At 38.4% G+C, this 13,722-nt stretch carries 17 protein-coding genes; 6 read left to right on the plus strand and 11 right to left on the minus strand.

From position 1 onward, the window contains the following. Positions 1 to 55: 55 nt before the first annotated feature. Genes FZC76_RS22855 through FZC76_RS02525 form a run of 3 tightly spaced genes read right to left on the minus strand, consistent with a single transcriptional unit; the run spans position 56 to position 882 of the window. Positions 56 to 199: a hypothetical protein gene (locus FZC76_RS22855; protein WP_168864073.1), complete on the minus strand. Its 144-nt coding sequence runs from the start codon at positions 197 to 199 to the stop codon at positions 56 to 58. Positions 200 to 213: 14 nt separating this feature from the next. Next, a complete protein-coding gene (locus FZC76_RS02520) occupies positions 214 to 600 on the minus strand; it encodes a YueI family protein (RefSeq protein WP_148986693.1) in 387 nt (128 codons plus the stop codon). 42 nt (positions 601 to 642) lie between these two features. Further along, a complete protein-coding gene (locus FZC76_RS02525) occupies positions 643 to 882 on the minus strand; it encodes a YkuJ family protein (protein WP_010192712.1) in 240 nt (79 codons plus the stop codon). Between the two features lie 214 nt (positions 883 to 1,096). Here FZC76_RS02525 and FZC76_RS02530 point away from each other — a divergent pair, with 214 nt between their 5' ends. Beyond that, a complete protein-coding gene (locus FZC76_RS02530; RefSeq protein ID WP_148986694.1) occupies positions 1,097 to 1,333 on the plus strand; it encodes a glutaredoxin domain-containing protein in 237 nt (78 codons plus the stop codon). 118 nt (positions 1,334 to 1,451) lie between these two features. Here FZC76_RS02530 and FZC76_RS02535 read toward each other — a convergent pair whose 3' ends face one another. From FZC76_RS02535 to fadH, 5 genes are all read right to left on the minus strand, one after another. After that, entirely contained in the window at positions 1,452 to 2,132 is a 681-nt protein-coding gene (locus FZC76_RS02535; RefSeq protein WP_148986695.1) for a DUF3993 domain-containing protein, read from the minus strand. A gap of 177 nt (positions 2,133 to 2,309) precedes the next feature. Continuing rightward, complete coding sequence (locus FZC76_RS02540; protein ID WP_148986696.1) at positions 2,310 to 2,570, minus strand: hypothetical protein; 261 nt, start codon at positions 2,568 to 2,570, stop codon at positions 2,310 to 2,312. Between the two features lie 44 nt (positions 2,571 to 2,614). After that, positions 2,615 to 3,832 carry an EAL domain-containing protein gene (locus tag FZC76_RS02545; RefSeq protein ID WP_148986697.1) on the minus strand — a complete coding sequence of 406 codons (1,218 nt, stop codon included), beginning with the start codon at positions 3,830 to 3,832 and terminating at the stop codon, positions 2,615 to 2,617. Positions 3,833 to 3,919: 87 nt separating this feature from the next. After that, positions 3,920 to 4,492, minus strand: a complete 573-nt coding sequence (locus FZC76_RS02550; RefSeq protein ID WP_148986698.1) for a LysM peptidoglycan-binding domain-containing protein — start codon at positions 4,490 to 4,492, stop codon at positions 3,920 to 3,922. Between the two features lie 267 nt (positions 4,493 to 4,759). Next, positions 4,760 to 5,527, minus strand: a complete 768-nt coding sequence (gene fadH / locus FZC76_RS02555; protein ID WP_148986699.1) for a 2,4-dienoyl-CoA reductase — start codon at positions 5,525 to 5,527, stop codon at positions 4,760 to 4,762. Positions 5,528 to 5,704: 177 nt separating this feature from the next. On the opposite strand from fadH, the gene FZC76_RS02560 reads away from it, so the two are divergent. The 5 genes from FZC76_RS02560 to FZC76_RS02580 all read left to right on the plus strand — a co-directional run bounded on the left by FZC76_RS02560 (position 5,705) and on the right by FZC76_RS02580 (position 9,591). After that, entirely contained in the window at positions 5,705 to 6,565 is an 861-nt protein-coding gene (locus FZC76_RS02560; protein WP_148986700.1) for a metallophosphoesterase, read from the plus strand. Between the two features lie 77 nt (positions 6,566 to 6,642). Continuing rightward, entirely contained in the window at positions 6,643 to 6,846 is a 204-nt protein-coding gene (locus FZC76_RS02565) for a hypothetical protein (protein ID WP_148986701.1), read from the plus strand. Positions 6,847 to 6,924: 78 nt separating this feature from the next. After that, positions 6,925 to 7,428, plus strand: a complete 504-nt coding sequence (locus FZC76_RS02570; protein ID WP_392396804.1) for a L,D-transpeptidase family protein — start codon at positions 6,925 to 6,927, stop codon at positions 7,426 to 7,428. A 95-nt stretch (positions 7,429 to 7,523) separates the two neighbouring features. Continuing rightward, a complete protein-coding gene (locus FZC76_RS02575; RefSeq protein ID WP_148986702.1) occupies positions 7,524 to 9,032 on the plus strand; it encodes an HD domain-containing phosphohydrolase in 1,509 nt (502 codons plus the stop codon). Positions 9,033 to 9,108: 76 nt separating this feature from the next. Further along, the gene (locus FZC76_RS02580; RefSeq protein ID WP_148986703.1) at positions 9,109 to 9,591 is read left to right on the plus strand and encodes a YkyB family protein; all 483 of its coding nucleotides are present in this window, start codon (positions 9,109 to 9,111) and stop codon (positions 9,589 to 9,591) included. A 57-nt stretch (positions 9,592 to 9,648) separates the two neighbouring features. On the opposite strand, the gene FZC76_RS02585 is transcribed toward FZC76_RS02580, so the two are convergent. The 3 genes from FZC76_RS02585 to treR form a co-directional block, all read right to left on the minus strand. Beyond that, positions 9,649 to 10,551, minus strand: coding sequence for a chemotaxis protein (locus tag FZC76_RS02585; protein WP_148986704.1), 903 nt, complete (start codon positions 10,549 to 10,551; stop codon positions 9,649 to 9,651). Positions 10,552 to 10,688: 137 nt separating this feature from the next. Next, positions 10,689 to 12,500: an oligoendopeptidase F gene (gene pepF / locus FZC76_RS02590; protein ID WP_148986705.1), complete on the minus strand. Its 1,812-nt coding sequence runs from the start codon at positions 12,498 to 12,500 to the stop codon at positions 10,689 to 10,691. A 512-nt stretch (positions 12,501 to 13,012) separates the two neighbouring features. Further along, positions 13,013 to 13,720 carry a trehalose operon repressor gene (treR, locus tag FZC76_RS02595; protein WP_148986706.1) on the minus strand — a complete coding sequence of 236 codons (708 nt, stop codon included), beginning with the start codon at positions 13,718 to 13,720 and terminating at the stop codon, positions 13,013 to 13,015. Between the last annotated feature and the right edge of the window lie 2 nt (positions 13,721 to 13,722).

The following is a 13,722-nucleotide window of genomic DNA, read 5'->3' on the forward strand; positions in this document are numbered from 1 at the left end:
AGCTGTTAATGGACAAAAGAGCACAAAAAAACCAGGCTGCAGAAACACAGCCTGGTTAACCTTTACTTGTTTGGATTTGTGACTTCGAATACGCACAATGTGGGCATCGATACATGACATTTTGATTTGAATGGGCAGTAAGTACTTTATCCATTTCTTCTTCGCGATTGCACTTAGGACAGTGAACCGTTGGCATCATGTAAACCACTCCTACTATAAATGACGTTGAAATTCTTCCCTAGAGACAAAAATATCATCTTTATCAATTGCTGTTGGATTTGCAAGCACTAGTCCAATATTGGTTGAAGATGCTTTATCGTCGACAATGGTAAATGGGATATTATTTTCATTAGCAATCCGGATATATTTAGAAAGATGCATATAATCCAGATCTCCATCCAGATACAGTTTAGAAGATGGGTACCTCTTCATCAAATCCGAAATGGGTTTATAAGGCTTCTGTTGGATTACTTGGCCGTTTGTTAAGGCAAGAATAATCCGCTCGCGTAGCTGAGAGAGGTATTCCCTTCTCTCGCTAGGCTTTGTTTCAGGTGTTCCTTTTAACCCTTTATCTATATAATCATCAATGTTTTTACCCATCTTAGATCCCTCCATGATGAAATTCAGGTTTCCCTGTTTTTCTTAGTGGATCAGGTCAAATATTTCAATGGCAATCATATCAATATTGTCAAATTGATACGTTTTAGGGTTTTCCCCTTTTAGAAATACTTCCAATTCATATGTATTGGTCTTATCGAAGAACTTCACGCTGCAGACTTTTTCTCCATTTACTTCGAAAAAGCGCTGTGCTGGTTCATTTCCAGCTTCTGATGTTTCTTTTAAATCATTTAATCTTTTTACAATCCCTACTAATAGTGACATGTAACAACTCTCCTTCTATTCCTTCCTACCTATATCATTCACCTTGTTTTGTAAGGCCATTCGTATTTTTGTACAAAACCTTTCAATATTCGGTAAAATAAAGGTAGGAATATTAATATTATAGTATTCGTACATAACTTCCCTTTTATTGTAGTCTAAAATGACGAATAAAACATGCGAAGTTGTGAAATTTTTCTTACGAGGAGCTGTATCCATGAATATAACCGTCTATACTCAACCTGATTGTCCCCCGTGTCAGGTGGTAAAACAATTCTTAACACACCATAATATTTCCTATAAGGTGATTGACATCTCTGAGGATCTACAAGCAAGAGATTATTTAGTACATGAATTACAGTCATATTCCACTCCTACTGTAACAGTCGATGAGCAGGTTGTAAAAGGATTTGACCTGTCAAAGCTACAAAGTTTATTAGGCATAGAGGAATAGGCTCTAAAGTGAATTTCGCAAGAGAATACATCATACCACTAATAAGATGATAGAAGAAAGCTTTTTATTTGCTTTCACCAAAAAAAGAGCGTTTGTTTTACGCTCTTTTTTAAGTATGTCACCTTGTTACGAGGAAGCTATTTTTATCATATCCATGAAATAAATGAGAAATCATCATTGGAATGCTATTGGGGAAAGAATGGAAAAACGGATTAGCTAACATTCCAATGGGGTAAGTTTGGTATACACTGACATTTAAACTGGATAATGTTTTGACTATGTTAGCCTCTTGTTCCTTTTCAATGCTTTTCACAAATCCTGGCGTCTCATATTCAAAACCATAGTCCGTCACTTTCCAGCCCGAAGATGTTTCTTGTATTTTTACATACTCATAGTGATCATCATAAAGGCTTGGCATGTCCTCATCGGAAGCAAAGAATTCATAAACAATAAACTCTCCATCTTGCCCTTTAATCACTTTTGTTTCTTCATCATAGCTAAAGAAAGGAATGTAATATGCCGGAAAATCAGTACCGTATGTTATATAGCCTGCTTCTTCTTTAAATAAATGCTCTTTTAGAAAAGATTGCTGATACTCTTTTGTAAAATAGGGATCTAGTAGCTGATCTATTTCTTCTAACGAATGATGTTTTTCTCCCAGTGAAATCTGTGATTGAAACGCATCTTTCAAAAAGGAATATACTTCATGGTCTACAGGCGATTGTTCCGCACTAGCATAGCTTGAGCCGAAAAATATTACGGTTATGATGGCAATAATTCCTGTCATATTTTTAAGCAATCCATTCTCCTCCTCAGATGATGTGTACTAATTGTATCAAGAACAGAGCGGACAAGGGTTTGTAACCGTTCGTAAAATTACGTTGAAAACTGACAAATTATTCACTCTCTATACCACTACCCTTCTAACTCAACTCCAAACACAAAAAACCCTTACAATTTTTGTAAGGGTCCTCTACTACCAATTAGAATTAAGTGCAGCATATACGATATACAACAATATTAATACCGTTGCTATTAATAAGGCTACAAAAACAGGATTTTTCATTACATAATGATCTTGGACTTTTTCACTAATGGATGAATCCTGGGTTGTTGCCTGTGTACTTTCCTGACGCCCTAATTTATACGTATAGACCATGGCGCCAGCAACAATAATCAATGCTAAAATAGCCAAAATAAAATCAAAAGAACCCATTTCAATCACCTCACCGAGCAAACTATACTCTTAAGGTAAACAAACGGGTAAATTCTATTCACTGCTTATAAAAGATCCTGGTTTTCATATAAATACTCATAAGATATATCGACATATAGGAAGCGGTTTTTCGTAATTAGACAAGAATAGGTACGAACACTTTCACCTGTTTCAATATCACTATACAAGTCCGATAATATTCCTTTTTTCTCCATGCTCATTTTCATGATATGTTCAAGAAAATAAGGTCTCCAACTCCAATTCTTCCCTCTATATTGGCTGTCTGCTTTCCACTTCCCATTATCTCTTAAGAGATTGGGAGAAAGCTGGAATCCATTCTCGTCACAAATATACATTCGGAAGCTAATATTGTTAAGTTCCTCTGCGATAGAGTGTAGCCAATCATCATAATCTTCTAGGTTATGCCCTTTTAATAGGAGAGGATGAAGTCTAGTTTGGAGCATTCCCGTAAACTGATGAATAGCCTGTAGTTTTCTTTTTTCATAACGAATAAATTGTTGGAACTTCTCAACAAGCATTTTCTTTGCATGGTTAATGTTAATAAAAGCCCGACCAGGTTTATGTAGATAGTAACCCTGATAAAACCTGCCACCATTTCTCCAAGCATATTGCAATTGAAAAGACGCTTCCATGTTCTCATACATTAGTGCAGCTCCAATTTTTCTCGATAAAATGGATAAAGAGTGCAAGATATCTTGATGAGCTGCAACTTCATGTGATTGACGAAGAATTTCTAAATTAACTTTTAGTATATTCGGATTCAAGCGTCCAATTCGATCCATGTTTGCACCCGTGTCCCCGATATTAGCCACTGAAAGTTGAATACCATAGGTTCTATAGTAATTAAAGAGGTTCTGAAGATATTCTTCTCCTTCTTTAGAAGAATGTTCGTCTATTTCAATTACGATATTTTCCAGCTTTAATCCTTTTGGAACATACGACAGAAAAAGTTCAAGCAATGATTCTCCCTGATCTTCCAAAAGAAGGTCTGCGTTTTGATTGAAGAATAACCTTAACGTACAATCTTGTTCGGTATAGTAGGTTAATGCTTTATTGATAATTACCTTATCTACTTCGAGCTGGTATTCCCCAGGCACAGTATCGTCACGAAAAAATGACCCTAAACTTTTCACATCACCGTTTTCCAACTGAAACCTTCCTAGCACTTCATATCCAATTACTTCTTGGGCATCTGCACTAAAAATTGCTTGAAAATAAGGGGTGACCTTTTCGATATTCGTCATAATATCAAGTGGATCCATCTCATTCTCCCCTTTGTCTTGTTTGGAACGATTATATCATGTTATAGGGCAAATTATGACGTGGAAATAGTGAGGTGCCAGGATTTTTTATTGCATTCTTTTAGGGATCTTTAATTCTTGTCCAGTTTTCAAACAATCCGTATCTAAATTGTTTAATTGCCGGACTGACTCACGTGATATGTCGTATCTCTGAGCTATCTTTAACAAACTGTCTGAAGTGACCACCGTGTGAAGATAGCAGGGTACTTTAAGATCCATCCCAGTGAAAATGGTATCACTTTCAAGGTGATTAACCTTTTTCAAGCTGTTTACATCAACGGAAAACATTTGAGATATGTCTTTTAACGTTTCATTATGTTTCACTTTGTAACTTCCGCAAGCTTGACCTTCCAAAAGTTCTCTAGTAGCTCCATTCTTTTCATCCAAAACAGCAATAAGAAATTGTTGGAATTTGACGCGATAGCTGTTTACAACCGTTCCTTTTGGCAATACATCTGAGGCTAATTTCCTTGCTGATTCCAGTAGATTTTTTCTTTTTGATACTTTTTCATGGGTGCCAGCGTATTCAACAGAGAATTCATAGAATGCTTCTGTTGGGTTAATATACACTGTAAGTTCTTTATTTTGCTCGTCCCAATCATACTTGTAAAAGATACTCATTAGGTTTCCTCCTTGATGCTTTTGCTTAGTATGAGCAAAACAGGTATACAAGTATGAAAAAAAGCCCGGTAAAGCAAAATAAAAATTGCTTTACCGGGCTTTTAAATTATCGCTTTAACAACCGCTGTTAATTTCCGCAAATGGCTTCGCTTTCCTAGGGGCGCTGGTGGAGCCTCCTCGGCTGCGCCTGTGGGGTCTCAACCTAGCGCTATCCCCCTCAGGAGTCTTCGCCTTTTGCTCCAATTAACTGCTAAAAATCCCTATTATTTAAAACGGGAATGGGTGGAGCCATTGGCCCCCGTCCATTGTTACACATTCTCCGTTTATGTATGCGGCTTTTTCTGAGCTTAGGAAAAATGCTAATTCGGCAATTTCTTCAGGTGTTCCAAACCGCTTCAATGGCACGCTTGCCGCAACTTTTTTAGCCTCTTCCTCTGATTGCATTAATTTGTCTGCACCGCCAGTTCTTTCGATTGGTCCTGGAGCGATTGCGTTCACTCGAATTCCGTATTTCGTCCCCCACTCCACTGCAAGTGTTCTTGTAAGGGATAGGACTCCTGCTTTTGCCGCAGCTGAATGCACCACACCTGCCCCTGCATTCCAGGCATAGGTGGCAACCATATTGATCATACTGCCCTTAACTTTTCGTTCCATCCAATAATTACCCACAGCAGAACTACAATAAAACGTTCCATTCAAGACGATGTCAATAACAGACTTCCATCCGTTAACAGATAATTTTTCAGCTGGGCAGATAAAGTTTCCGGCTGCATTGTTGACCAGCAAATCAATTCTACCAAATGCTTCGTCCGTCAACTTCACCATTCTCTCCACATGCTCAGGCTCTCTTACATCCATCTGTACGGTCAAGACTTCACCATCATGTCCCTTAATCTCCTCTTTAGCTTGCGCAAGACGATCAAGATCACGACCGGTGATCACCACATTATAACCTTCTTGAGCGAACTTCAAAGCCATATATTTCCCCATACCGCTTGAGCCACCGGTAATGATGGCAACTTTCTTTTCTCCCATAAAATCTCCCCCAATCCTATGTCTCTATACTATTCTAACCTAATGTTCAAAATAGTCAAAATGTTTTACAAAATTTATTCAAAAAGTTTCCATTGAAAGTAGAATGATAGAAAGAGAAATTCATCACTAATTGGTGCTATAATGAGTGATATTATGATAGGTTAGGTTGGTATAACTATGAGTAAATTAACACGAAGAGCCTTTTTCAAACGAATCTTTACAATAGTTTTCACTGCTTTCCTTACAAGTGGTGCAGGTTATTTCTATGCTAGATATATTGAACCAAAGCAAATGAACAAATTAAAACATACCATTAAACATCCAAGCATCCCAAAAAGCTTTTCCGGAATAAAGATTGCTCAATTCTCTGATACACACATTGGTCACCATTTTGGGCAAGCAGAATTGGAAAAAGTGGTTCGTCTAATTAATGAAGAGGAACCCGATATCGTTTTCTTCACAGGAGATCTGATGGACAATCCATTAGAATACGATGGGTCATACAACCTAATAAATATATTGAAAAAGATCCATGCCCCACTTGGAAAATTTGCGATTTACGGTAACCATGACCACGGTGGCTACGGGACGGAGACTTACGAGGAAATCATGGAGTCTTCTGATTTCACCGTGTTGAAAAATGAGAATACTAAGATTGAATTAATAGATAAAAGTCAACTATTCATTGCTGGAGTGGATGATTTGATGCTAGGAAGGCCTGATTTTAACGTAACGCTACGTGGTATTCCTGAAGACGCTTATACAATATTATTAGCCCATGAAGGGGACGCAGCGGACTCCATAGCAGAGCAGTTTCATGTAAATTTACAGCTGTCCGGACATTCTCATGGAGGACAAGTGCAGATTCCTTTTTTCGGCCCATTAATAACTCCACCGCTCGGGTCTAAATTTTATGAAGGTTTTTATCATTTGGATGATTTGACCTTATATGTGAATAAGGGTTTAGGCACTACTAGAGAGCCCTACCGCTTTTTAGCGCCCCCAGAAATTGCATTTTTCACCCTTGAACGCCAATAAATGGGCTACTGGGTACAAGCGCATACCTATTAGCATTGCCATACATTATAGTGACCCTATAAAGGAGGCATATGTCTATGTATCGAAACTATCAGAATAACAGATTAATTGGAGGATTAGGTTTCGGTTTTCCTTTTTTTCCGTTCTTAGGAGGATTGGCAGTAGGTACTCTTTTAGCACCTAGACCTTATTACCCACCATACCCTTATTATGGACCGTATCCTGGACCTTACCCAAGACCTTACCCAAGACCATACCCACCATATCCTTATTATAGATAATGTACTGGTTGAAACCTAAAGCCGCTGCACTCTTTGCACGGCTTTTTTAAGATAATTATGAAAGTGAAAGTGGTGAGTATGGTGGCTATTCATGTTGTTAAACAAGGAGAAACTCTTGGTATGATTTCGCTGGATTATCGAAAGCCTTTAGCTGAGATTATGGCTGTCAATGCCATTGCAAATCCTAATATCATCTATCCGGGTCAGCAAATCATCATACCAGGCCTTCCTAATGCAGATACAATCCCCTATTCCATTGAAATATCCATCGCAAATAGGAAGCTCGTACTGAAGGAAAATGGGGTTATCGTCAAAACATATCCCATTGCAGTAGGCAGGATGCTCTTTGAAACTCCTGTCGGCAACTATATTATCGTAAACCGACAACCTAACCCTGGAGGTCCATTTGGCGCAATGTGGCTTTCCCTCTCCAAATTATCCTATGGAATTCATGGAACAAACGATCCCAGCTCTATCGGAAAAGCTGTCTCTCGCGGATGTGTCCGTATGTATAACCAAGATGTCCTTCAACTTGCATCTATCGTACCTAACGGGACACCAGTTCTAATTCGCCCTCAATAACATTTACTTTCCAAATCCATCAAATTTACTAGTACATACTGATAAGATTGATTATAATTGAACTAGAAATATTTAGTGATAAAGGAAGGGATTTCTTGCATCAGGAAACATATTCTCGTTTTGTGAAACAACTTGTCATAAATTATATACTTGGTTCGTCCATAGCAGTGCTAGGGGTAGGCGGCATACTCATATTTTCTACTCTAAACCTATCCCTTTCAGAGATTAATATCATGATTAGTATTTTATTAACTTCTGCTTCCATCATGGTACTTTGTGAATTGTTCGCTTTTTATAAACAACTGCAACCGATAAAAATTATTCTTACTAAAACAGATCATACATATGCTGACTATCAGAAAGCTTTTTTACATATCCAACGGTTTCCTACTCTAACAGTTAAAAGAATAATTGGCCCCCACCTACTTGGACTCTCTGTTCCCGCCATTATCCTTGCGATCATCTGCATACGGACCGGTTTGCTTAACATGCCCATTCGATATGTACTTCTTGCTTCACTTGGAGCCTTGCTAATTGCTGGCATGCATGCGTTTATCGAATACTTTCTTACAGTCAGAGCAATAAGGCCGGTTTTAGATTGTTTACAAGAAGCCACTCAGAACATCTATCATCTTGCATTATCTATACATGGTGATATTATCGTGTCTTTACGTACAAAGTTTCTAGTAAGCGCATTATTTATCGGAATTTTTCCAGTTCTTTTATTTAGTCTGGCAACCGAAGTTCGCTTCGAAACCCTTACCTTAGAAGTCGATTTCTGGAATTGGGGAGTATTGATTCTTTTCATTGCTGCTGTTTTTTCTTCTTTTGGGGCTTTTTTGTTATTTAAAGACATTTTACAACCTATCACACAACTGTTAAAAGGGATGCATGATGTAGAAAATAATCATCTAGCTCCTGCCAAGGAATTATATTCAGATGAATTTTCTCAAGTTATTCAAGGATTTAACTCCATGGTGCAAGGGTTGGAAGAAAGAAATGAGACAAATAGGCTGTTGATGGAAAGCTTTTATCAAACCCTCTCCACCACCCTTGACGCGCGGGATCCATATACTGCAGGACATTCTTTAAGGGTAAGCAGATACTCTGTATTAATTGGCCAAAAAGCTGGATTGGCTTCTCAGCAACTTGAATTGTTAAAAAACGCATCCCTCCTTCATGACATTGGGAAGATCGGAGTGAAGGATGAGATATTGTTAAAGGATGGAAAGCTTTCAGATATGGAATTTGAAGAAATCAAAAGACACCCGTTGCTTGGCGCTACCATCTTAAGTCAAGTGCAGCCTAAAGAGGCAATGGCTCCATTAATACCAGGTGTCAGAAACCATCACGAACGATTTGATGGATATGGGTACCCCGATAAGTTAATTGGTCATGAAATACCTCTTTTTGGTAGAATCATCGCAGTAGCGGACGCATTTGATGCCATGACTTCCGACCGCCCATATCGTAAGGGAATGAAAAAGGAGAAAGCCTTGTCTATATTAAAAAGCGGAAGAGGAACCCAATGGGATCCCGAGTTTGTCGATATTTTCATCACACTTATGGAAAAGGAACAGGAGCAAGCTCTAACTTCAGCCTAGAAATGGAGGAAGTTGGAGTCACCCTTCCATTTTAAGTGAAGGCACAGTATAATAAGAGAAAGGAAAGGAGCCAATTATGCATAATAAAAGTTATACAAACCAAAGAAAAACCGATTCCCCTATTGAATCTTCTATTGAAAACCTCTCTCGTGCCATCTTTACTGTTAATCGGCATGCAAAAACCGCGCCGGATCCAAAGTTTCTCTATTCATTAAAAAGAAAAGCTTTAGAGAAACTTATCACCGAAGGCAAAGCTACAAAAAAAGGTTTGCATTTTTCAAGAAACCCAAAGAACAGCCGTCAACAATCTGATGTTCTTGTATTAGCAGGGGAATATTACTTCCATCTTCCTCCTACAAAGGATGACTTTACAGAATTGCCCCATCTTGGAGAGTTAAATGATCATTATCGTAATCCAAAAGCTAATATGTCCTTATCAGTAGCGAAGAACTTGCTTCAAAGGTACACAAATTTCCATCCGACAGATGGGCAAAAACATCAACCCAAAAGACAGTATCAAAAGCCCGTATTTAAAAAACTCGGGGAAAGCTACCTCTGATAAGTAAAAGACGAAAGCCCCTCTATATGTAGCAGGGGCTTTCGTCTTTTTAAACTGTCATTTATTAAATAGGTGATCATCTAGCAGTTCTACCAACTTTGTCAATTGAGGTTTGCTGATTTGAGCATTTGCTCCTACTTGGTCCCCTTTATGTCTAAGATGATCAGTTATCAGGGAAGAAAATATGATAACCGGTATCTTCGAGAGAAAGCTATCTTCTTTAATCTTCTTTGTCAGGTGATGCCCATCCATTTGAGGCATCTCGATATCCGTTATTAACAAGTCTACACTTTGCTCTCCGTTTTTCACTACAGTCTCCATATACTCCCAAGCACTTTTGCCATTTTCAAAGAATTGAATATGTTCAAATCCAGCTTCGAGCAACGTCTCTTCTAAAAGTTTTCTAAGCATTGGGGAATCCTCTGCAATCATAATTCTTTTCTCACTGCGAGCAGGATTTAGGTTTTCATGCAGATGTGACGCTCCTTTATCCAGGTTTGGGTATATATCAAACATAATTTTCTCTACATCTAAAAGGAGAATCATCTGAGATGGTTGTTTAATAATACCCGTTATGTGGTCTTCAAACCCACTTTGCAACGAAGCAGGTTTTTCCATCTCCGCCCATGTAAGCCTATGAATTTGAGTTACATGATCTACCCTTAGAATCACTTTCATACCATTAAATTCAGTCACGATAAATTTTTCTTCTGAATAGTTGCTCTGTTCTTCTATTTTCAAAGCTTTTCTGAGGTTTATTATTGGCAGCACTTCTCCCCTCAATTCGATGATTCCTTCTACATTATTATGGGAATGAGGGATTTTGGTCACTGCAACAGGTTTGATAATTTCTCTCACCTTTAAGACATTTATGCCAAAGCTCGTACTTCCTATAAGAAATTCAAGAAATTCCACTTCGTTGGTACCAGAATCTAGTAGTATACCGTTTCTCTTTTCCATGATTGATACGTCCTTCCGTTCTCTACTATTTGGTTCTTTACTTTTTATCGGATTAATAAAGGGAATGTTGATAGACTAAGCTGTTTCATTCCGTTAAAAAACACCTTATCTGTAATCAGATAAGGTGTTGAAGTGGTTTAGGAAAAGCTTTTTTCTAGTTCGTCTATTAAGGAGCCTACATAAGCGACAGCTGTCTTAATTGGTTCAGGCGTTGTCATATCTACTCCGCCCAATTGCATTAATTCTAGCGGTTTCAGCGTCCCCCCTGCTTTTAATGCTGAAAGCCACCGATCTACTGCAGGCTGACCTTCTTCTTGAATTTGTTTGGCTGCTGCTGTAGAAGCAGTAAGTCCAGCGGAATACGTATATGGATAAAGCCCCATATAATAATGTGGCTGACGCATCCAGGTCAACCCAGCTCCTTCATCCATCTCGACTGCATCTCCCCAAAATTCAGAAAGCAATGCAGTCTTTTGTTCACATAGAACATTGGCGGTGATAGGAGTTCCCTTGTCTGCTAGATCGTAGACCCTGCGCTGAAGCTCACCTTCTAGAATATGTGTAACGAAGTTATGATAATATGTCCCTAACGATTGTAAGATTACCCATCTGCGCATTCTCTCATCATTTGGCTTTGATAAAATATGCTGACTCAACAGCATTTCATTCATCGTAGAAGGGGCTTCTACAAAATATCGCGACGGACGTGTGTTAGAAAGCTTCTGGTATCTACCTGCTAAGCGGAAGTGTCCTGCATGACCTAATTCATGGGCAAGCGTATAGGCATTTCTCATAGAGTCACTCCATGTCATTAGGATGTACGGATGAATTCCATAAGGACTGGAACAGAATGCACCAGAGCCCTTCCCTACATTATCAGCCAGGTCAACCCAACGATTGTTTAGCCCTTCTTCCATAATCTCCATATATTCAGGTCCCATCACTTCTAATGACTCCAGAATTAATTTAGAGGCTTCCTCATAGGTAATCTCAGGGTTAAAATCTGGATCTAGTGGAGCTTTTAAGTCACAGAATTGCATAGTCTCTAAACCTAGCACCCGTTTTTTTAATTTCGCATATCTGCGCATATGCGGTGCCAACTCGTTTTGGATAGTATCCAATTGATTATGATACATCTCTTTTGTCACCTGTTGATCGTGAAGCAGCATATCTGTAACGGATTCATAGTTTCGTAGACGTGCTTCTACCACCTGCTTTTTCACTTCTGTTGCATAAGTAGCCGCATATGTATGCTTGTATTGTTTTAGTGTATCAATATAAGTTTGGTACGCTTTTCTACGTAATTCTGTATTGGAAGACCCTTCATAATTAGGAAAGGAATTAAATGATAACGGATGTTCCTGTCCATCATCTGTTAAAAAAGAAGGAAATCTCATATCCGATATTAAGCTTCTTTGATAGATAGTATATGGTGCATTAAGCACTTCTCCAAAGGCAGAAAGTACTTCTTCCGCATCCGGGGATAGCTTATGAGGCTTTGTTTCCATCACATCCATCAAGCTTTTTTTATATTCTTCCAACTCCGGTACTTCTGCTATAAATCGATTTAATGTTACTACATCTAATTGAAGAATTTCAGATTGGATAAAGGATGTACTGGCGCTAAAGTTCGAGATCATTCCCCCAACACGAGTTGAATTTGCTTGATTTTCAGGATTCATTCCATCTTCGGATTGTTTTAGGGATGCGAAAGTCATTACTCTTATAACTCTCTCTGTTAAGGCATCCTTATCTTTTAAACACCCAAGCAATGTTTTAGCGTCCTTTCCAACTTTTCCTTTATAACAAGTGACAGTTGATAGGTCTTGTTGTACGGCTTGCAACTCCTGTTCCCAAGCTTCTGTTGATACAAATAAATCTTCGAGATTCCAAGTTTGCTCAACTGGGACTTCTTCTCTTTTTAATGCTTTATTCATAACTTTTGTCATTAACTTCCCCTCCATTTATTTCGAAAATCGAATCTTTCATATTATCATTATATAAGAAGACCAAAGCAATTTAAATGATATTTTTGAAAATTGCAATTTTTAAAAAGAAACTTACTTTATGGTCCATAATTAAGACCTCTAGTTCATACATTCCTCATTGTATAGGTCTTTATTGCTTTAATGAAGACTTTCTCTTCAGGCTTTCCACACCGGACAGGTCTTTCTAGTTTTCTTTATGACCTCTCCTGCTGTCTTTTCAAGTTCAACAGGTCTTTACAGTCTTCTTTAAGACCATATCTTCAACTCCATACCCTCTGCTAGGCCTTTACAGCCTTTATAAAGACCTCATCTTAACTCCTTACTCCCTCGCTAAGTCTTTACAGCCTTTATAAAGACCTTCTCTTCACACTAAACACCCTCACCAAGTCTTTACTGCCTTACTCTATTATCCCAACAGTGAAATTCTTTATTTAAACAAAAAAGACACTCCCACCTACCGAGAGTGCCTTTCCTTATTTCATTCTTCTTGCAAAGTCAACGAATCGGAATTTATCCAACCGATGGCGCGATTCTGTGAATTGAAAGGGGCTTGCATCATCAAGATGGACGATGCTTTTTACCACCACTACATGAGTTAAGCCATTTAAATCCAACAACTTCCTGTCCTCTTCGGTTGCTTCCTCAACTGTTACCTCTTTATCAGCAAAGGCTATCTGCAATCCTTTTTCCGTCTCCAAGTAATCATAAATGGAGTTCTTGCATATTTCTGTGTCTAGATAAGGGACTTGACTTTTGATGAAGTAGTCTTTATCCAATATAATACTTTCATCATCCACCCTGCGAGAACGGACCACCTTCCAAAGCTCCCTCTCTCCCAACTTGGCCATTAGATCAGAAGACCCATCAACAGTGTCTAGTTCGTGTACGACTGTTTCCCAAGGTCTCCCCATTTTCTCAGCTAATTCCTTGAAGCTTACCAAGCCTGAAATGGGAAAATCAAATTTATCACGGGCTAGAACAATCGATCCTTTGCCTCGGACTTTTTGAATATACCCGTTATGGGCCAGTTGATTCAAAGCTTTTCTTACTGTTTCTCTAGATGTTGTGAAAAGCTCCATCAATTCATGTTCAGACGGCAATTTATCTCCTGCCTTGTAATCCTGTTTTTCTATTTTTCTTACCAACTGCTGATAAATTACTTGATATTTATTATTTTTCATTT

It is taken from the genome of Sutcliffiella horikoshii (genome assembly GCF_008180725.1).
Taxonomy (GTDB): Bacteria; Bacillota; Bacilli; order Bacillales; family Bacillaceae_I; genus Sutcliffiella_A; species Sutcliffiella_A horikoshii_B.